General features: G+C 66.5%; 16 protein-coding genes. 8 read left to right on the plus strand and 8 right to left on the minus strand.

The features are described from left to right. The first annotated feature begins 85 nt into the window (after positions 1–85). Positions 86–886, plus strand: a complete 801-nt coding sequence (locus BLM15_RS27220; RefSeq protein ID WP_126115681.1) for an endonuclease/exonuclease/phosphatase family protein — start codon at positions 86–88, stop codon at positions 884–886. Between the two features lie 24 nt (positions 887–910). On the opposite strand, the gene pncB is transcribed toward BLM15_RS27220, so the two are convergent. The 4 genes from pncB to BLM15_RS27240 form a co-directional block, all read right to left on the minus strand. After that, positions 911–2,215 carry a nicotinate phosphoribosyltransferase gene (gene pncB, locus BLM15_RS27225; protein ID WP_126115682.1) on the minus strand — a complete coding sequence of 435 codons (1,305 nt, stop codon included), beginning with the start codon at positions 2,213–2,215 and terminating at the stop codon, positions 911–913. Between the two features lie 97 nt (positions 2,216–2,312). After that, positions 2,313–3,752: a pyruvate kinase gene (pyk, locus tag BLM15_RS27230; protein WP_126115683.1), complete on the minus strand. Its 1,440-nt coding sequence runs from the start codon at positions 3,750–3,752 to the stop codon at positions 2,313–2,315. 91 nt (positions 3,753–3,843) lie between these two features. Next, complete coding sequence (locus BLM15_RS27235; RefSeq protein WP_236846444.1) at positions 3,844–4,194, minus strand: DUF1036 domain-containing protein; 351 nt, start codon at positions 4,192–4,194, stop codon at positions 3,844–3,846. A gap of 83 nt (positions 4,195–4,277) precedes the next feature. Then, positions 4,278–5,633: a glycerate kinase type-2 family protein gene (locus tag BLM15_RS27240; RefSeq protein ID WP_126115685.1), complete on the minus strand. Its 1,356-nt coding sequence runs from the start codon at positions 5,631–5,633 to the stop codon at positions 4,278–4,280. Positions 5,634–5,696: 63 nt separating this feature from the next. Here BLM15_RS27240 and BLM15_RS27245 point away from each other — a divergent pair, with 63 nt between their 5' ends. Together BLM15_RS27245 and BLM15_RS27250 are read left to right on the plus strand one after the other, a co-directional pair. Then, positions 5,697–6,482 (plus strand): N-formylglutamate amidohydrolase, encoded by a 786-nt coding sequence (locus BLM15_RS27245; RefSeq protein ID WP_126115686.1) that lies wholly within the window; start codon positions 5,697–5,699, stop codon positions 6,480–6,482. Positions 6,483–6,561: 79 nt separating this feature from the next. Beyond that, on the plus strand, positions 6,562–6,804 hold the full coding sequence (locus tag BLM15_RS27250; RefSeq protein ID WP_057191700.1) for a DUF2312 domain-containing protein: 243 nt from the start codon (positions 6,562–6,564) through the stop codon (positions 6,802–6,804). Positions 6,805–6,930: 126 nt separating this feature from the next. Here BLM15_RS27250 and BLM15_RS27255 read toward each other — a convergent pair whose 3' ends face one another. Then, the gene (locus BLM15_RS27255) at positions 6,931–7,518 is read right to left on the minus strand and encodes a nitroreductase family protein (RefSeq protein ID WP_126115687.1); all 588 of its coding nucleotides are present in this window, start codon (positions 7,516–7,518) and stop codon (positions 6,931–6,933) included. A 183-nt stretch (positions 7,519–7,701) separates the two neighbouring features. On the opposite strand from BLM15_RS27255, the gene BLM15_RS27260 reads away from it, so the two are divergent. Continuing rightward, on the plus strand, positions 7,702–8,682 hold the full coding sequence (locus BLM15_RS27260) for a LysR family transcriptional regulator (RefSeq protein WP_126115688.1): 981 nt from the start codon (positions 7,702–7,704) through the stop codon (positions 8,680–8,682). 78 nt (positions 8,683–8,760) lie between these two features. Beyond that, positions 8,761–9,369 carry a glutathione S-transferase family protein gene (locus BLM15_RS27265; protein ID WP_126115689.1) on the plus strand — a complete coding sequence of 203 codons (609 nt, stop codon included), beginning with the start codon at positions 8,761–8,763 and terminating at the stop codon, positions 9,367–9,369. A 12-nt stretch (positions 9,370–9,381) separates the two neighbouring features. On the opposite strand, the gene BLM15_RS27270 is transcribed toward BLM15_RS27265, so the two are convergent. The 3 genes from BLM15_RS27270 to BLM15_RS27280 all read right to left on the minus strand — a co-directional run bounded on the left by BLM15_RS27270 (position 9,382) and on the right by BLM15_RS27280 (position 14,899). After that, positions 9,382–11,181, minus strand: coding sequence for a peptidoglycan L,D-endopeptidase MepK (locus BLM15_RS27270; RefSeq protein WP_236846446.1), 1,800 nt, complete (start codon positions 11,179–11,181; stop codon positions 9,382–9,384). Between the two features lie 189 nt (positions 11,182–11,370). Beyond that, the gene (locus BLM15_RS27275; RefSeq protein ID WP_236846447.1) at positions 11,371–13,257 is read right to left on the minus strand and encodes a L,D-transpeptidase family protein; all 1,887 of its coding nucleotides are present in this window, start codon (positions 13,255–13,257) and stop codon (positions 11,371–11,373) included. A gap of 151 nt (positions 13,258–13,408) precedes the next feature. Then, positions 13,409–14,899: a sigma-54-dependent transcriptional regulator gene (locus BLM15_RS27280; protein WP_126115690.1), complete on the minus strand. Its 1,491-nt coding sequence runs from the start codon at positions 14,897–14,899 to the stop codon at positions 13,409–13,411. Positions 14,900–15,101: 202 nt separating this feature from the next. Between BLM15_RS27280 and BLM15_RS27285 the strand changes: the two genes are divergently transcribed. The 3 genes from BLM15_RS27285 to BLM15_RS27295 are packed head-to-tail and all read left to right on the plus strand — an operon-like array spanning position 15,102 to position 18,278. Next, on the plus strand, positions 15,102–16,943 hold the full coding sequence (locus BLM15_RS27285; protein ID WP_126115691.1) for a M3 family oligoendopeptidase: 1,842 nt from the start codon (positions 15,102–15,104) through the stop codon (positions 16,941–16,943). Positions 16,944–16,956: 13 nt separating this feature from the next. Next, on the plus strand, positions 16,957–17,841 hold the full coding sequence (locus BLM15_RS27290; RefSeq protein WP_126115692.1) for a methyltransferase domain-containing protein: 885 nt from the start codon (positions 16,957–16,959) through the stop codon (positions 17,839–17,841). Then, positions 17,838–18,278 (plus strand): acyl-CoA thioesterase, encoded by a 441-nt coding sequence (locus tag BLM15_RS27295; RefSeq protein WP_126115693.1) that lies wholly within the window; start codon positions 17,838–17,840, stop codon positions 18,276–18,278. Before BLM15_RS27290 ends, BLM15_RS27295 begins: the two co-directional genes overlap by 4 nt. The last annotated feature ends 77 nt before the right edge of the window (positions 18,279–18,355 follow it).

An 18,355-nucleotide genomic window follows, 5' to 3' on the forward strand; every position in this document is an offset into this window, starting at 1 on the left:
AGCATGCCAGGCCGCTGGTTGATCAATCTCGACCTGCCGAGGGGACAAAGCCTATAGGGATGCCCCGCATCCGCTGAGGTATCGCATGCGCATCATGTGCCTGAACGGCTGGGGTGGGACGCTTCATCAGGAGGCGCAGGCCTATCTCGCGCGCGAAGCGCCTGACGTCCTCTGCCTTCAGGAGGTCGTGCATACGCCTGATACGTCAAAGGACTGGCTGGAATACCGCGACGGCGAACATGTGCTGCCGCAGCGCGCCAATTTCTTCTGCGATGTGTCCAAGGTTTTGCCGGAGCATGTGGCGATATTCTGCCCCGCGGCGCAGGGAGTCCTGTGGGATGGCGACGAGGCCATTCGATCCCAATGGGGACTCGCGACCTTCGTACATCGCAGGTTTCCCATCATCGCTCAGGCGCAGGGCTTCGTGCACAAGGGGTTTTCGCCGGACGGCTATGGCGAGCATCCCCGCTCGCGCAGTGCCCATGTCGTCCGGCTTCATGACTTCGACCGTGGCTGGCCGATCACGATCGCTCATATGCACGGGCTGAGAGACCTCCAAGGCAAGATCGATACGCGTGAGCGCCTCGATCAGGTGCAGCGCCTCGGCGCCTTGATCGAGGCGGTGGCGCAGCAGGGGGACCGGCTCGTCGTCTGCGGCGACTTCAATGTCGAGCCCGGCAGCCAGACCTTCGAGGTTCTGGCCGGGCTGGGGCTGAAGGACCTCGTCGTCGGCAGCGGCTATTCCGACACGCGGACGTCCCATTACAAGAAGCCGGGCCGCTATGCCGACTACATGCTGGTGAACGAAGCGGTCGACGTCCTCGCTTTCACGGTCGTCGAACACCCCGAGGTTTCGGACCACAGGCCGCTGCTGCTGGAGGTCTAGAGTGGTCGAGCAGCGCCGACCCGCCTACACCCTCACCGCCTTCGCCTTGCGATCCGCCCCGCCGAACACCCGCAGATACCTGGCGATCTCGGCCGGGTCGCCGGTCGCCTTGTTGGGGTTGTCGGAGAGCTTGACCGCCGGGCGGCCATTGGCGCTGACGACCTTGCAGACCAGCGAGATCGGGTCGAGATCGGGCGTGCCGACCGGCGAGCAGCCGACGAAGTCGTTGGTCAGGTTGGTGCCCCAGCCGAAGCCGGTGCGGACCCGGCCATGGAAATGCCGGTAGGCCTCCTCGATCGAGTCGATGTCCATGCCGTCGGAGAAGATCAGGAGCTTGCTCTTCGGGTCTCGCCCCTGCGATTGCCACCAGGCGATGATCTGCTCGCCGGCTTCGATCGGCGGGGCGCTGTCGGGGCGAAAGCCCGTCCAGTCGGCGAGCCAGGCGGGCGCGTCGCGCAGGAAGGCGGTGGTGCCGAAAGCGTCCGGCAGCACGATCAGCAGGTTGCCGCCATAGACCTGGCGCCATTCATCGAGCACGCGATAGGGCGCGCGCTTCAACTCCTCGTCGCTGTCGGCCAGCGCCGCCAGCACCATCGGCAGTTCATGGGCGTTGGTGCCGATCGCCTCGAGGTCGTTCTCCATAGCCAGGAGGACGTTAGAGGTCCCGGTGAAGGTCGGCCCCAGGCCCTCCTTCAGCGCCTCGACGCACCAGCGCTGCCAGAGATGGCCATGGCGGCGGCGCGTGCCGAAATCGGAGATGCGCAAATCCGGCAGCTTCTTTAGCCGTTCAACCTTGTCCCAAAGCTTCGACTTGGCGCGGGCATAGAGCACGTCGAGCGCGAAGCGATCCCAGCCTTTCAGCGCCTGGCGCGAGCGCAATTCGTTGACGATGGCGAGCGCCGGGATCTCCCACATCATCGAGTGGGTCCAGGGGCCGGCGAAAGTCAGCTCGTACTGGCCGTCGACCTTGCGCAGCTCGTAGTCGGGCAGGCGGAATTCGGAGAGCCAGGCGATGAAGTCCGGCGTGAACATCTGGGTCTTGCCGTAGAAGCTGTTGCCGGCGAGCCAGATCAGTTCCTTCTTGGTGAAGCGCAGCTCGCGGGCATGGTCGAGCTGGGCGCGCAGTTCTGATTCCTCGATGACATCGGCGAGGCGAATCTGCTTCGAGCGATTGATCAGGCCGAAGGTGACCTGCACCTCCGGATGGAAGCTCCTGATCATCTGCAGCATCAGCAGCTTGTAGAAATCGGTGTCGAGCAGGCTGCGGATGATCGGGTCGAGCCGCCAGCTGTGATTGTAGGTCCTTGTGGCGATATCGGTCAGGGCCATGGGCGTCGCGGGCTCGCAGAAGCTGATGGCTCAAGCAGTAGAGCAGGCATGGCCGCAGGGGAATGCGGCCATGCCCATATGCGACGGGTTTGGGCACTCACGCCTGCTCGACATGCTCCTTCGTGACGAAGGCGATGCGCACCATGTTGGTCGCGCCCGGCGTGCCGAAGGGAACGCCGGCGACGACGATGAGCCGGTCGCCCTCCGCGGCGAAGCCCTCGCGCACCGAAAACTTGCAGGCGCGGGAGGCCATGTCGTCGATGTCGCTGGCGTCCTTGGTGACGACGGCGTGAACACCCCAGACCAGAGTGAGGCGACGCGCCGTGGCGGCATTCGGTGTCAGCGCGATTACGGTCGAGTTCGGCCGTTCGCGGGCGATGCGGAAGGCGGTCGAGCCCGAGGAGGTCCAGGCGGCGATCGCCTTGAGATGGAGCGCATCGGCGATTTCGTGCGCGGCCTTGGCGATGGCGTCGGCGCCGGTCGCTTCCGGCTCGGCCTTCTGCGATTCCAGGATCGAGCGATAGATGGATTCGCTCTCCACCTCCTCGGCGATGCGGTTCATCATTGTCACCGCCTCGATCGGGTACTGGCCGGCGGCGCTCTCGGCCGAGAGCATCACGGCGTCGGCGCCCTCGAAGACGGCGGTGGCGACGTCGGAGACCTCGGCGCGGGTCGGGACCGGCGCGGTGATCATGCTCTCCAGCATCTGTGTCGCGACGACGACGGGCTTGCCCATCTTCCGCGCCATGCGGGTGATGCGCTTTTGCGTGCCTGGCACTTTCTCGATCGGCATCTCGACGCCGAGATCGCCGCGCGCCACCATGATCGCGTCGGAGGCCTCGATGATTTCCTCCAGCCGGGCCACCGCCTGCGGCTTCTCGATTTTGGCGAGCGCCAGGGCCCGGCCTCGCACGATCTTCCGGAGGTCCGCCATATCCTCCGGCCGCTGCACGAAGGAGGCTGCGATCCAGTCGACCCCGGCCTCGGCTGCGGCTTCCGCGTCGGAACTGTCCTTCTCGGTCATGGCCGAGACAGGGATCGTGGTGTCGGGCAGGCTGACGCCCTTGCGCGAGGAGAGCCGGCCGCCGACGACGACCTTGGTCACCGCCTGCTTTGGCGAGGCCTTCTCGACGACGAGCCGGATCTTGCCATCGTCGAGGATGAGATGATGGCCGGGCTCCAGCGCCGAGAGGATCTCGGGATGCGGCAGGTGGACGCGCTTGGCCGTGCCAGGCGTGGCATCGGAATCAAGGGTGAAGCGGGCGTCCTTCTCCAGCATCACGCCGCCATCGCCGCCGAACTGGCCGACACGCAGCTTCGGCCCCTGCAAATCGGCGAGGATGCCGACCGGCCGGCGGAACTGCTTCTCCAGCCCACGCAGCATGGCGATCCGGGCCGGCAGGTCCTCGCGTTGGGTGTGGCTCATATTGATGCGGAAGACGTCCACGCCGGCCTTGAACAAGGCGGCGCACATCTCCGGGGTGGACGAGGCCGGCCCCAGCGTCGCGATGATCTTGATCCGCCGTTCCCGCTTCATCGCGCTATTTCCCTTGTAAGATCATCTCGTGCCTGCCCAACGCAGGCCTCGCCGATTCAAACGATTAGAGCAAGCTGGTTCCGCACTGCCGTCATGGACGCGGCGCGGCCCCGGCCGTGTCGGTGAGCTGGATCGTCCAGCCCTTCTGCTCGCCGGTGTCGACCTCGAAGAAGCCGGAACGCTCATAGCCGCGCGCCAGGCAGTCTTCGATGCCGCGGATGGTGAATTCCTTGTTGCGCGTGCACATGACGGATTTTCCGGTCCACTCGCCGCCTTTGTCATAGTCGATGGCGTGAACGTAGTAGAAGCGCGCCGCGAGCGTGCCGCGCAGCAGGGTCTCGCAGGCGCGTGGGGCCAGATTCCACCAACCTTCGGTGACCCAGCCCTGCGCATCGCGATAGCCGAGCGCGACGCCGATGCGGCTGCCGGTGGTGTTGCACATGCGCAAGTCAGCCAGCGCAGGACTGGCGCCGGCTATGAGTAGCCCCGCTGCAAGCAGGATCAGACGGAGGCGTCCACTTCGGCTCATGGATCGATCAGAATCACGCGGCAATCGTTGACATTGGTCAGGGTCGGGCCGGTCTGCAACAGATCGCCGATAGCTAAGAAGAAACCGGTCGAGTCGTTCTGGGCCAGTGATTGGGCAGGATCGAGGCCGAGGCTGCGGGCACGCGCCAGCGTGGTCTGGTCGATTATCGCGCCGGCCGGGTCGGTTGCCTCGCCACCGCCGCCATCGGTGCCGTCGGTGTCGCCGGAGAGCGCGACGATGCCGGGCTCGCCGGCGAGCGCCATGGCCAAGGCCAGTGCGAATTCCTGGTTGGGTCCGCCGCGGCCATTGCCGGCTATGGTGACGGTGAGCTCGCCGCCGGAGATCAGCGCGGCGCGGCGGCCGGCGGCCTTGAGAGCGAGCGCCTGCTTCGCCTGGGCGGCCGCGACCTCGCGCGCCTCGCCTTCGAGATCGGGGCCGAGATCGATCGGTTCGTAGCCGGCCTCGGCGGCTGCCTTCACCGCGGCGGCGATGGCGTCGGCCGGGCGGGCGACGATGCGATACTCGCTGTTGGCAAAAGCGGGATTGCCCGGCTTCGGTGTCTCGCTGGCATCGTCAGCGAGTAGGGTCTGCGCGGCCAGTGGCAACGCCAGTCCATAACGGGCAACGATGGCGCGGGCATCGGCCATAGTGCTCGGATCGGGCACGGTGGGCCCCGAGGCGATCGCTGCGGGATCGTCATGCGGCACGTCGGAGACGGCAAGCGTGAGCAGCCGCGCCGGCGCGGCGGCGAGCGCTAGCCGCCCGCCCTTGATGCGCGAGAGCCGCTTGCGGACAATGTTCATCTCGCCGATCGGCGCGCCGGAACGCAGCAGGGCCTTGTTGATCGCCTGCTTCTCGGCGAGCGCGAGCGAGCCGGCCGGCGCTACCCAATTGGCCGAGCCGCCGCCGGAGAGCAGTACGAGCGCGAGATCGTCGGCGGTGGCGGAGGCGGCGAGTTCGAGCGCTCGCGTCGCGCTAGCGATGCTGCCTTCGTCGGGCACCGGATGGCCGGCGGCGAGCATCGGGATATGGCGGGTTTGTGCCTCATAGCCATGGCGGGCGACAGCGTGACCGATGAAGCGCTCGGGCGGCAGCTTCAGCGTGTCGAGATAGTGGGCTTCCGCCAGCAGTGTCATGCTGCCGGCAGCCTTGCCGGCAGCGAGCAGGATCAGGCGGCCATTCTGCGGAGGAAGGGGCAGGTGCGCGGCGAGCCAGCTCTGCGGATGGGCACGAGCCACGGCAGCATCGAATATCCGGCGTGCCGTCTCGCGTCGCTGCGCGATTGCGTCGTCCTGCTGCTCCAAGCCGCTTCCTCGTGCGAATCTGCTGTTGGCAATCGACTTTCGTCTCATCCCCTTCTATGTCGCGCGAACGTGGGCGTCACCCGCGATTTGATGATGTAGTTCGAGGTCATGATGCGTGCGGACGAGAGCTTGCAGAGCAGTGCTCCGGTTCGACAACCCGGTGATGTCGAAATCATCTCCGGCGATCCCGCGAGCGGCGTGCTGCTGCTTTGTGACCATGCGACGAACGCGATCCCGGCCGAGCTGAACCTGCTCGGCCTGCCGCCGCAGCAGCTCGAGCGCCATATCGCCTATGATATCGGCGCTGCCGAGATGACACGCGCCATGGCGCAGGCGCTCGGCGCGCCGGCTGTGCTCAGCAATTTCTCGCGCCTGCTGATCGATCCTAATCGCGGCCGCGACGACCCGACCCTAGTGATGCGGATCTCGGATGGCGCGATCGTGCCGGGCAATGCCCGCATCGACGAGGCCGGCATTGCGGAACGGATCGCACGCTACTACGCGCCTTATGACGCGGCGATCGATGCTGCGATTGAAACTGCGATCGCGGCCGGGCATCCGCCGGCGATCGTCTCGCTGCATTCCTTCACGCCGTTCTGGAAGGGCGTGCCGCGGCCCTGGCATGCCGGCGTGCTCTGGGATCGCGAGGGCCGTCTGGCCAAGGCCCTGATCGCTGCGCTGCAAGTGGAGGGTGATCTGATCGTCGGCGACAACGAACCCTATAATGGCGGCCTGCCCGGCGACACGATCGACCGCCATGCGACGCGCCGCGGCCTGCTCGACGCGCTGATCGAGATCCGCCAGGACCTGATCGGCGAGCCGCACGCGGCGCGCGCCTGGGGCCTCAGGCTGGCGCGGCTGCTGCCGGGCGCACTCGCTGCGGCACGAGAGATGTGAACTCAGGGTCGTTCTTGCTTGACCTCGCCGCTCATCCTTGCGAACCCCTGCGGCCGAATTCCGAAGAAGGGTTTTGAGAATGGACGATCCGGTTGCAGGCGACCAGCTCAAGAGCATCGTGCAGCGCATCGAGCGGCTTGAGGAAGAGAAGAAGACGATCTCCGACGACATCAAGGAGGTCTATTCCGAGGCCAAGGCCAATGGCTACGACGTCAAGGTGCTGCGCAAGGTAGTCGCGCTGCGCAAGCGCGACCTCGACGAGCGCAAGGAAGAGGAGGCGATCCTCGACCTCTATCTCCAGGCGGTCGGAGAGAGCGCCTGAGCTTCAGCCATCGAACGCCAAAACGCCGCTCGGAACATTCCGGGCGGCGTTTTGCTTTTTATGGATGTTGCTCAGGCGACGAGCTTGAGCTTGGTCTGGGCGGCGCTGCCTGATCCCGAGCCTTGGTCAACGATGAGTGCGGAACCGCAGCTCATCATCGATGAAGGTCTTCTCCTGGAATGCCGCCTCATTGGAGCCGAAAGGCATCTGCGCAGTGAGCTTCCAGGACGCAGGAATGTTCCAGGTCTTGGCGACGTCCGCGTCGACGAGCGGATGGTAGTGCTGAAGGCTCGCGCCGATGCCGACGTCAGCAAGCGTGGTCCACACCGCCAGCTGCGCCATGCCGGTCGAGTGTTCGGACCAGATCGGGAAGTTGTGCGCGTAGAGCGGGAAGTTGGCCTGGAGAGCCTTGACCGGCTCCTGGTCTTCGAAGAACAGTACGGTTCCGGCGCCGCTTGCGAAGCCGTCGATCTTCTTGGCTGTCCCTTCGAAGTCGGCAGCCGGCACGATCGCGCGAAGCGCTTCCCTGGCGATGCTCCAGAACTTGTCGCTCTCCTTGCCGAAGAGAATGACGGCGCGCGAGCTTTGCGAGTTGAAGCTGGAGGGCGCCAAGCGGATCGCCTCGCGGATCAGGCCATCCACCTGCGTTTCGGAGATCGGCAGATTCTTGCCGAGGGCATACTGCGTACGGCGTCTTTTAAGCTTGTCGAGCATAGCTTCCTCATCTGTGAACGCGTGTCACGCCGGCAGGCCGATGAAACGGGTGGTTTTCTCGGAGCGCCTCGTAAGGCGCCATCCCTGCGGAACCGGGATTTGATGAGGGAGAGGTAGCGGTTCACTTGCCGCACCGGAATGCCCATATTGGGCACCAGTCTGTTGCTCATCCAGGAACGCTTCATGTCCGAGATCGACGATATCAGAAGCTTCATCGCCGTCGCCGACGCCGGTGGATTCGGCCGGGCCGCGCATAGCCTCGGCCTGGCGAAATCGATCGTCAGCCGTCGCATCGCTCGGTTGGAGGCCGATCTCGGCACAAGGTTGCTCAGTCGCACGACGCGCGGCGTTGCCGCCACCGAAGCGGGTCTGGAATTCAAGGCGCGCGGCGAACGCATCCTCTCGGAGCTCGCCGAGGCGCGCGAGGCGATGGCGCAGCAATCTGAAGGCGTTGCGGGGCGGCTGCGCCTGTCGATGCCGCTCTCCTTCGGCTACCGCCATCTCGCGCCGGTGCTGGCGGAACTCGCACAGCGGCACCCGCGGCTGGAGCTCGACGTTGAGGCCAGCGACCGCCAGGTTGACCTGATCGGCGAGCGGTTTGACGCCGCGATCCGGATCGGCTCGCTCAAGGATTCCAGCCTGGTCGCCCGCCGCATCGCTCCGGTGAAGGGGGCAGTACTGGGCAGTCCGGATTATTTCGCTCGGCATGGCCGGCCGGAGACGCCGCTCGACCTCGCCCGCCATGAATGCCTGGTCTATTCGGGCAACAGCGTCGTCGACTGGGGGTTTCGGGTGAACCGGCGCTGGGTCTCCGTGCGCCCGTCCAGCCGCTTGCGCTCTGACAATGGCGACACGCTGCTCAGTTGGGCCGAGGCCGGGCTGGGCATCACGGTCCTGCCGACCTTCATCGCCAGCGATGCGATCCGTGCTGGGACAGTCGAGCACATCCTCTGGCGCTATCCGATGCGCGAGAGCGCCCTGCATGTTGTGCGCCCGCCGGGACCCTACGTGCCTGGCAAGGTGCGCGTTTTGATCGATTTGATGCTCGAGCGCTTCGGTGACACACCCTCGTGGGATCCTTGTCAGGCAGCTGTTCAGGCGAAGATCGCAGCTGGAGAGCTGGCGCCCGAGGACTATCCTGCCGACGAGCATCAAATGGCGTGAAGTCGTTCTTCACGCGAATTCGCGTGGCAATGGCGTCGCCAGCAGCCAGTGTTCCGCCCACAACAATGGGAGATCGCGATGCTGCTGGTTGGAATGCTCGACAGCCCCTATGTGCGGCGCGCCGCCATCACCGGGACTTTGCTCGGCCTTGAATTTGAGCACCGTTCCATCTCGGTGTTCCGGCACATGCCGGAATTCCGCAAGATCAATCCGCTGATCAAGGCGCCGACGCTGGTCGTCGACGACGGCACGGCGATCACCGACTCGCTGCTGATCATCCAGCATTTCGAGGATGTCGCTGGCCGTTCGCTGCGGCCGCTCGAGCCGACAGCGCGGGTCAGGGACCTCAGCCTGACCGGCATCGGCATCGTCGCCGCCGACAAGGCAGTCTCGGTCGAGTACGAGCGCAAGCGGCCGGAAGAGAAGCGCTACGAGAACTGGCAGGAGCGCATCCTGGCGCAGCTCCACACCGCCCTCGACCTGCTGGACCAGGCCGCCCAGCGTGGCGAGATCGGCGCCGGGCCGGAGCTTGAGCCCAGCGACATCGCCGCGGCGATCGCCTGGGGCTTCTGCCGCTTCGTCATCCCGGATTTCGTCGAGGAAGGGCGCTGGCCGGCGCTGGCGCGTCAGGCGGCAGCTTGCGAGGCGCTTGACGTGTTCAAAGCCTGGCCGATCGACAAAGAGTAGACCGAGGCCGGCTCAGTTCTGGACGAAGGTCGTCGGCAGGGCTTTGATGGCAGGCCCCGTGAAGCCGCTCGTGCCGACATCGCTCGGCTCGGCGGCAGAGAAGCCAAGAGAAGCGGCCGGGCTGGCGCCGACGACCCAGCCCTTCGCCTGAGCCTCCGCACCGGCCTTCGCCCTGGCGGTCGCGACGGTTGCCCGACGCGCGGTCGGCGCTTCCGGCGCCGCAACGGCAGCGAAGAGCGTGTCGAGGCCGGCGCGGTCGGCATTGTATTCGGCGGCGATCGGGGTGGCACGCGGCTGTGCGGCGATCTGGGTTATGCCGGGCTGCTCAGGCGCAGCGCCCGGCGGGCGTGGCCGGATCGGCGGCAGCGGATGGCGGACCGCGACCAGCTTTGCCCCGGTGGGAACGGTGTCCTCAGCCTCGTCGGTTAGCCGTAGGCCTTCGGTCGAGAGGCTTGCCAGTGCGACCGGGCGGGACGGTGGCAGGGGCGCCGAGACGGAGCGGCCGGTGACGATGGTTTCGAGCGAGGGACCGGGCAGGTTGTCTGGTCGGCGCGGCGGCAGCGAAGCCAGAATGAGCTTTTGCTCGGCTGCCGGTAGCGGCAATGCCGAGGCCTCGGCCGCCAGTGCAGCGAGCTGCGGCGAACCGGCCGGCGGATTCGATATCGGCGGCGTCAGGCCGCTCGGGCGCGCGACGGGGAGCGCGGTTGCGATTGGGCTCGGCTTCGGTGGCTCGGGCGGGGCTGCCTCGGCGGGAGCGAGAGCTGCGACCTGGGTTTCCGCCGGCGGTTGGGCCGTGGTCGTCGTCGCGCGATTCGAGCGCTCGCGAAGAACGGCCCGGCCGGCGGGCTCGGACTGAGCCGGTTGCCCACCGAAGACGGAGAAGCGGCCGCCATCGCCGCTATTGCTGTCGCCGGCATAGGCCATGACGGTCGGCTGCGGTGTCGGCGCGCGGCGGGCCGCAGCACGACCGCGGGCCGGGCGAGCGTCAGCCTCCTCGTCGTCGCCGCCGAACAAGGCAGCCCAGAAGCTTTTGCCGCCGCCGCTGGAGGCCATGATCGCGCCTTCGTCGTAGTCTCCGGCGCCATAGCCCATCACCGAGCCGCCGCCGGAGAGGATCTCGGCCTTGGCGGTTTCGTAGCCGCTGAGCGGCTTGCCGTCGGCCGGCAGATGCACGGTCCTCTCATCGGGGAAGAGGCGCACGAGCTGGTCGCGTGTCATGCGCGGCCAGGAGCGGACGGAGCCGGCGTCGAGATGGACGAAAGGTGTGTGGGCACCGGGATAGAAGCCGACGCCGCCACGCTGCATGCGCATCGCTGTCTCGCGCATGCGGGCGGTTGGGGTATCGGGCAGGTAGAAGTCCATCGCCTTGCCGAGCATGTGCTGGCTATGCTTGGCGACGCCGCGCGAGCGCCGGCGCAGCATCGAGTTGGTGCCGGGTGAGCGATAGGCGGAGACGACGTGGAAGGGCTGGTCGGAGCCGACCTTGCGATGGACCTCCCAGGCGATGTCGAACAGGCGCGGATCCATCCGGATCGGCTCGTCGGTGCGCCAGTCGCGCAGCGCCCAGTTAAGCTTCTCCAGCCCCGAGGAATCGTAGCGGCCATCACGTTTGAAGGTGACGGTCGTCTCCTCCTTGGTGTGCATATGCTTGATGGTGATGGTGCGGGTGTCGCCATTGGCGACCGCGTTCTGCGTGCTGCTGGCCCCAAGGACGAGGAGGCTCGTGCTGGCGATCAGGAGCAAGCCGACGCGTGTGCCGTGCCGCAAAGAATGCGGGAGCCGTGCTGCGATCTCGGCTTTCGACCTGCTCACTCTGTCAGACTCGTCTCGAAGCGCCGGAGAAAGCCGGAGCGATAAACGTGAAGGAACAGTTGCCGAGAAGGCTTAACGGGAGGTTACCGGCGAGGCAACTCCCCGCCGGAATCCCGGCAAGCAAGATTGCTCGCTACCGGCAGATCGTGGCGAAACCGTGCCGAATGGGACTTTTCGAAGCCGGGTTGGTCAGGAACGTTGCTCGAGCGCGTTCCGCACCAGCCTGTGGAAACCGTAGATATCGTCGAAGGTGGAGATCGCGCCGGCCTCGTTGACGACGAACGTTTCGTAGACGAGGTGGATCGCCAAAGGCTGCGGTAGCTTGATGGTGCGCTCACCAGAGCCGATCAGCCGCTTCAGCCGCTCGGCGGTCCATTCCGGCCCGAGCACCTGGTCGGCGAGGGCGAAGGGATTCTCGACGCGTACGCAGCCATGGCTGAAGGCACGCTTGCCGGCGCTGAACAGGCTGCGATTGGGCGTATCGTGCAGATAGACGGCATGGTCGTTCGGGAACATGAACTTGATCCAGCCGAGCGCATTGCGCTCGCCCGGCGGCTGGCGCACCGAGATGTTGCCGTTCTTGCCCCGCGTCACGACGTAGCCGCGCTTGGCGCCATAGTTCGGATCGTTGGCGAGCCCGGGCAGGAATTCCTTCTTCAGGATCGAGGGCGGCACGAACCAGGACGGATTGACGACGACGTGATCCATCCTGTGCGAGAAGACCGGCGTCGCCGATTCCGGCTTGCCGACGATCACGCGTGCCTCATGCACCAGCTTCTCGCCGTGCATGACGCGCATCCTGTACTCGGGGATGTTCACGACGATGCGGTTCTCGCCGAGATCGCTTGGCAGCCAACGCCAACGCTCCATCTGGGCGACGATGTCGCTCTCCAGGCGCGTCGAGGGTGGCATGGCGAGCGCGGCGACGGTCTGGTCGCTGAGCACGCCGTCGGCGCGCAAGCCGGCCTGCTTCTGGAAATCAGCCAGCGCCAGTGCGATCGAGCGGTCGTAGACCGGCTCTTCGCTGCTGCCCAGGCCAAGCCGGGCGCGGACGAGCGGTACGCGGGCGTCGCGCATGCCGACCTTGAGGGCGGGGCCGGCCGGGATGCGGGCGACGGGCGTCTCGGGCTTGTCGGCACGCAGCTCGGCGAGCTTGGCCTTCAGGCGCTGATAGCCGGAGTGCTGGGGATTGTAGGCGGCAAGCACCGCGCCGGCATCGGCAGCGCCGGTGAGCTCGGATAGCACCTCCGTCGCCGAGGGCAGCTCGAGCTTCGGTGTGATCAGCTTCGAAAGACGGCGCGGATCAATGCGTCCGCCGCGAGCGTCGCGGGCATAGAGCACGGCGAGCGCAGAGAGCCGGATATCGGCCGCGGCGAGGCTGTCCTTGTCGCTCGCCTCGAAAACCGGCAGCAGGTAATCGCCGGTGCGCAAGCCATCCTCGCCAGCATGACCCAATCGGGTGGCGATCTGCTTGCCGGCGGCACCCAAATCCTTGCCGTCGATCCAGAACGGTCGGTTCTCGTTGGCAGCGTAGGCGGCGACGATATCGGCGCGCTCGCGCGCGGACAGGCGCGGCAGCGCGGCTGCGATCTCGGCCTGGGCGGCGATCCGGCCGGAGAGGTCGAGCCCGGCCGGCAATGTGACCGCGACCTCGGGTAGAGGCGGCAGGTCGATCTGCGGCGCGGCCGGCTTGGCCAGCTGCGGTTGCACTGGCTCGGTCGGCTTGGTCAGCGCCGGGTCGACCGGCGGCATCTCCGGTTCGGGCAAATCGAGCTCAGGCTCGGACAGGCTACGGTTCGGCTGCGTTGAGAGCGCGCCGGTGACCATGTCCTTGGTCTCGACAGCCTCAGCCGATTGCAGCTCTGTGGACGGGCGCAGATCGAGCGTGACCTCAGCCGGTGCGGGAATATCGAGCGTCTGCGGCTCGGCATCGCGCTTCACGATGACCAGAGCCGGCTGTTCGGGCAGCGGAATACCGAGCTCGCCGGCTGCATCCTGGGCAGTCGCCGGAGCGAGCAGGAGCGCGAGGCCAAGAGTGGCGGTTGAGACGGTTTCCGCCAGGCGGCGAAGGCGCATCGATGAACTTCCCCGGTCCTAAGCCGACCCACGCCGATAACTGCGTGACTCGGCCCGCTTCGACAAGATGCCGCCCTGCAACAGCGGCCCATATTCGCCGTCTGCAACCCGTCCCCTGTGAGTCGCAGAACGCGTTTCGATTTTGACGGGCTTAAGCCGCGTCGGCTCCGTCGGAGACGTCCTCGCCTTCGATCAGCCCGTAATCCTTGAGCTTGCGGTAGAGCGTCGAGCGGCCGATGCCGAGCTTGCGCGAGATCTCGGACATGTGGCCGCGATAATGGGCGAGGGCGAACCGGATGATCTCGCGCTCCAGCTCGTCGAGCGTGCGCATGTCGGAGCCGGCGACGAGGTCGAGCGCGTTCGGATCGCGGACCGGCACCTGGATGACGCGTGGCGGTGCCTCGCCGCGCGGCTCGCTGGCGATCGAGGCCGGTGCCGGCGGGATGCGGACGTCGAAGCCGTCCATCTGCGCAGCGATCTGCGGGAATTCGGTGACCGTCAGTTCGTCGCCATCGGAGAGGACGACGGCGCGGAACATCGCGTTCTCGAGCTGGCGGACATTGCCCGGCCAGTCATAGTCGGCGAGCAGGCCGAGCGCCTCAGCGCTGATGCCCCGCAGCTTGCGGCCTTCTTCCGCGGCGAAGCGGGCGAGGAAGCCGCGGGCGAGGTCGGCGACGTCCTCGCGGCGACGGCGCAAGGGCGGCAGGGTGATCGGGAAGACGTTGAGCCGGTAGTAAAGGTCCTCGCGGAACTCGCCGCGCTTGACCTGCTCAAGCAGGCTCTTGTTGGTCGCCGAGATGATGCGGATGTCGACGCGGACGGACTTCTTGCCGCCGACGGGATCGACCTCGCTCTCCTGAATGGCGCGCAGCAGTTTGACCTGCGCATCGAGCGGCAATTCGCCGACTTCGTCGAGGAAGAGCGTGCCGCCATTGGCCTCGACGAACTTGCCGATATGGCGCTCGGTTGCGCCGGTGAACGAGCCCTTCTCGTGGCCGAACAGGATCGATTCGACGAGATTATGCGGGATCGCGCCGCAATTGACCGTGACGAAAGGCCTGCCCTTGCGGTCGCTGGTGCCCTGGATGGCACGGGCCAGCACCTCCTTACCGACGCCGGATTCGCCTTCGATCAGGATCGGGATGTTGGAGCGGGCGGCACGTTCGGCCAGCTGGATGACGCGGCCCATGTCCTGGCTCTTGCTGGCGAGATCGCGAAAGCCGAGCTGGCCGGAGGCGCGCCGCTTCATGTAGCGGATCTCGTGCTCGAGGGCCCCGAGCTTGAGCGCGTTCTTGAGCGAGATCTGCAGGCGCTCGGCGCCGGCTGGCTTGACCACGAAATCGACGGCGCCGGCGCGCATCGCAGTTACCACGGTCTCGATCGAGCCGTTCGCGGTCTGCACGATCACAGGTACCTCGCTGCCGCGCTCGCGCAGCGCCGCAAGCACGCCCATGCCGTCGAGGCCGGGCATGACGAGGTCGAGGATCAGGCAGTCGATGCGACGTGATTCGTCGACGAGGACCGCCAGGGCTTGCTCGCCGCCTTCCGCGAGTGCGACCTCGTAACCAAAGCGCTTCAGCATCGCGTCGAGCAGCCGGCGCTGCACGGGATCGTCGTCGACGACGAGGATGGTGGCGGACATGAACCCTCGGTAGGCCAGCAGTCAGCCGAAAGCGGCTGTTCCGTTTCGGGTCACTGTCGGGGAGAAGGGTTAAGCGCCGCTTAAGCCGGCGAGGTCCGCCGGAAATCGGGCGCCTGTGACAGCGTTGCCGTTGATCGCGGACGGTAGCCCGCGCATATGAGGGGGCCACAATCCTTCCCGACAGGCCGAGGCTGACGACGACATGACCCGCCCCTTCGACCGTCCTGTATCTGCTCGCGCCGCCCATGTCGGAGGCGCGGCCGAGGCGCTCGGCGTCCTGCCGGAATGGGATCTGACGCATCTTTATCCGGCGATGGATTCGCCTGCCTTCGCTGCGGATGTCGAGCGCGCGGCAGCCGAGGCGCGGCGCTTCGCCGAACTCTATCGTGGCAAGCTCGCGGCGCTCGCCGCACGCGACGATGCCAGTGCGGCGCTCACTGAAGCGGTCAAGGCCTATGAGGGGCTGGAGGATCTGGTCGGCAAGATCATGTCCTATGCCGGCCTCATCTATTCCGGCGACACCACCGATCCGCAGCGCGCCAAATTCTATGGCGACACGCAGGACAAGGTCACCGCGATCTCGACCGAGCTTTTGTTCTTCGGGCTCGAGCTGAACCGGATCGACGAGGCACTGCTGGCCAAGGTGGCGGCGCAGGCTCCGCTCAACCACTGGAAGCCCTGGCTGGAAGATCTCGCCAAGGACAAGCCGCATCAGCTCGAGGACCGGATCGAGGAGCTGTTCCACGAGAAGTCGGTCACCGGCCATGGCGCCTGGAATCGGCTCTTCGATGAGACCATCGCCTCGCTGCGCTTCAAGGTCGGCGGCGACGATCTCACCCTCGAACTGACGCTGAACCGGCTGCAGGACGCCGACGGCGCCGTGCGCAAGGAGGCGGCGGAGGTGCTGGGCACGGTGTTCCGCCAGCATTTGCGCACCTTCGGCCTGATCACCAACACGCTCGCCAAGGACAAGGAGATCTCCGACCGCTGGCGCAACTTCGAGGATGTCGCCGATTCCCGGCATCTTGCGAACCGGGTCGAGCGCGAGGTGGTCGATGCGCTGGTTGCCGCCGTGCGCGAGGCTTATCCGCGGCTGTCGCACCGCTACTACAAGCTGAAGGCGCGCTGGTTCAGCCAGGAGGTGCTGGATTACTGGGATCGCAATGCGCCGCTGCCCAAGGTCGAGCAGCGCACGATCCCGTGGACCGAGGCGCGCGACACAGTGCTTGACGCGTATGGCGCCTTTTCGCCGGAGATGGCGGGGATCGCGCAGCGCTTCTTCGACGAAAGCTGGATCGATGCGCCCGCCCGCCCGGGCAAGGCGCCGGGCGCCTTCGCGCACCCGACCGTGCCGTCAGCGCACCCTTATGTCCTGCTCAACTACCAGGGCAAGCCGCGCGACGTGATGACGCTGGCCCATGAGCTCGGCCATGGCGTGCACCAGGTTCTGGCCGGTCCTAACGGGGCGCTGATGGCACCGACGCCGCTGACGCTGGCCGAGACGGCGAGTGTCTTCGGGGAGATGCTGACCTTCCGCAAGCTGCTCGACGGAACAACGGACCCGAAACAGCGCAAGGCGATGCTGGCGGCCAAGGTCGAGGACATGATCAACACGGTCGTGCGCCAGATCGCCTTCTATTCCTTTGAGCGCAAGGTCCACGAAGCCCGTCGGCAGGGCGAGCTGACGGCCGAGAATCTCTGCGATCTCTGGCTCAGCGTGCAGTCGGAGAGCTTGGGCCCCGCGATCCGACTCGGTCCGGGCTACGAGACCTTCTGGGCCTATATCCCGCACTTCATCCATTCGCCCTTCTACGTCTACGCCTACGCCTTCGGCGATTGCCTGGTGAACTCGCTCTACGGCGTCTACCAGAACTCGGCTTCGGGCTTTCAGGAGCGCTATTTCGCGCTGCTCTCGGCCGGCGGCACCAAGCACCATTCCGAGCTGCTGAAGCCGTTTGGACTCGATGCGCGCGATCCGGCCTTCTGGCAGATCGGGCTCAAGATGATCGAAGGGCTGATCATCGAGCTCGAAGGAATGGAATGAAGCGAGGCGCGCGGTGAGTTCCGTCGTCTTCGACCGTGCGCTCTATCGCCGCCGGCTTTCGGCGGCGCTCGCAGCCGGCTATCCCGATTTTCTGCTGGCGCGCTGCATCGCCGATCTCGACGAGCGGCTCTCCGCCGTATTGCGCAGCTTCGAGCGGGCCGCTGATCTCGGCTCGCCGCTGCCGCTCGCGGGGCCGGCGCTGCGGGCGAGGGCGGGCGATTTGCTGCGCATCGCCGAAGTTGCCGACGCTAGCGCTGCTCTCGTCGGCGACCTGGAAGCTTTGCCCTTCGCAGCCGAATCGCTCGACCTCATCGCCTCCCTCCTGTCGTTGCATGTGGTCAACGACCTGCCCGGCACTCTGGTCCAGGTCAGGCGCAGCCTGCGCCCGGACGGCCTCTTCATCGCCTGCCTGCTCGCCGGCCAGAGCCTGACTGAATTGCGCCAGTCGCTGCTGGCGGCCGAAGTCGAGCTGACCGGTGGCGCAAGCCCGCGCGTCGCCCCTTTCGCCGACCTGCGTGACCTCGGTAGCCTGCTCCAGCGCGCGGGTTTTGCGCTGCCGGTGATCGACAGCGAAAGCGTCACCGTCCGCTATGGCGACATGTTCGGCCTGCTGCGCGATCTGCGTGCCATGGGCTGGGCCAACGCGCTGACAGAGCGCAGCCGCAAACCTCTGCGGCGCGGCGTGCTGCTGCGGGCGGCCGAACTCTATGCCGAGCGCTTTGCCGATCCGGACGGGCGCCTGCGTGCGACCTTCGAGATCGTCTGGCTCTCGGGCTGGGCGCCGCATGAGAGCCAGCAGAAGCCGCTCCGGCCCGGTTCAGCCAAGGCGCGGCTGGCGGATGCGCTCGGCGCAGTCGAGATCGGCACCGGCGACAAGGCGGGCGGGGGAGAACCATGAGCGAGAGGCCGGTCAGGCTCGGGCGGGCCGATTTCCGCCTGTTCCGCACGATCCCGACGCGCTGGGCCGATAACGACGTCTTCGGCCACGTCAACAACGTGATCTACTATAACTGGTTCGACACGGTCGTGAACGCCTGGCTGATCGAGCAGGGCTTTCTCGACGTCAAGGACAGTAAGATCGTCGGCCTCGTGGTGGGCACGCGCTGCGACTATTTCGAGAGCGTCGCCTTCCCGGAGGTGGTCGAGGGTGCGCTCGCCGTCGAGAAGCTCGGCCGATCTTCCGTGACCTACCGGATCGGCATTTTCCGGCAGGGCGGCGCGCTGACGGCCGCGCAGGGCCTGTTCACCCATGTCTATGTCGAGCGTGGCCCGCAGGCGCCGGTGCCGATCCCGGCGAAGCTGCGCGCGGCCATGGCGGAGATCGGGGTGGGATAGGCGTCGCCTGCGATTGTCTCACCTGCTGCTTTTAGGCTATTGCCCCCGCTTGAGATCGAGCCCTGCGCTCGCCCCCT

It is taken from the genome of Bosea sp. Tri-49 (genome assembly GCF_003952665.1).
GTDB lineage: Bacteria > Pseudomonadota > Alphaproteobacteria > Rhizobiales > Beijerinckiaceae > Allobosea.

Excerpts from the sequence above, each read along its gene's own strand:
- BLM15_RS27220 (WP_126115681.1), top strand. The coding sequence starts at position 86 with ATGCGCATCATGTGCCTGAACGGCTGGGGTGGGACGCTTCATCAGGAG.
- pncB (WP_126115682.1), bottom strand. The coding sequence starts at position 2,215 with ATGGCCCTGACCGATATCGCCACAAGGACCTACAATCACAGCTGGCGG.
- pyk (WP_126115683.1), bottom strand. The coding sequence starts at position 3,752 with ATGAAGCGGGAACGGCGGATCAAGATCATCGCGACGCTGGGGCCGGCC.
- BLM15_RS27235 (WP_236846444.1), bottom strand. The coding sequence starts at position 4,194 with ATGTGCAACACCACCGGCAGCCGCATCGGCGTCGCGCTCGGCTATCGC.
- BLM15_RS27240 (WP_126115685.1), bottom strand. The coding sequence starts at position 5,633 with ATGAGACGAAAGTCGATTGCCAACAGCAGATTCGCACGAGGAAGCGGC.
- BLM15_RS27245 (WP_126115686.1), top strand. The coding sequence starts at position 5,697 with ATGCGTGCGGACGAGAGCTTGCAGAGCAGTGCTCCGGTTCGACAACCC.
- BLM15_RS27250 (WP_057191700.1), top strand. The coding sequence starts at position 6,562 with ATGGACGATCCGGTTGCAGGCGACCAGCTCAAGAGCATCGTGCAGCGC.
- BLM15_RS27255 (WP_126115687.1), bottom strand. The coding sequence starts at position 7,518 with ATGCTCGACAAGCTTAAAAGACGCCGTACGCAGTATGCCCTCGGCAAG.
- BLM15_RS27260 (WP_126115688.1), top strand. The coding sequence starts at position 7,702 with ATGTCCGAGATCGACGATATCAGAAGCTTCATCGCCGTCGCCGACGCC.
- BLM15_RS27265 (WP_126115689.1), top strand. The coding sequence starts at position 8,761 with ATGCTGCTGGTTGGAATGCTCGACAGCCCCTATGTGCGGCGCGCCGCC.
- BLM15_RS27275 (WP_236846447.1), bottom strand. The coding sequence starts at position 13,257 with ATGCGCCTTCGCCGCCTGGCGGAAACCGTCTCAACCGCCACTCTTGGC.
- BLM15_RS27280 (WP_126115690.1), bottom strand. The coding sequence starts at position 14,899 with ATGTCCGCCACCATCCTCGTCGTCGACGACGATCCCGTGCAGCGCCGG.
- BLM15_RS27285 (WP_126115691.1), top strand. The coding sequence starts at position 15,102 with ATGACCCGCCCCTTCGACCGTCCTGTATCTGCTCGCGCCGCCCATGTC.
- BLM15_RS27295 (WP_126115693.1), top strand. The coding sequence starts at position 17,838 with ATGAGCGAGAGGCCGGTCAGGCTCGGGCGGGCCGATTTCCGCCTGTTC.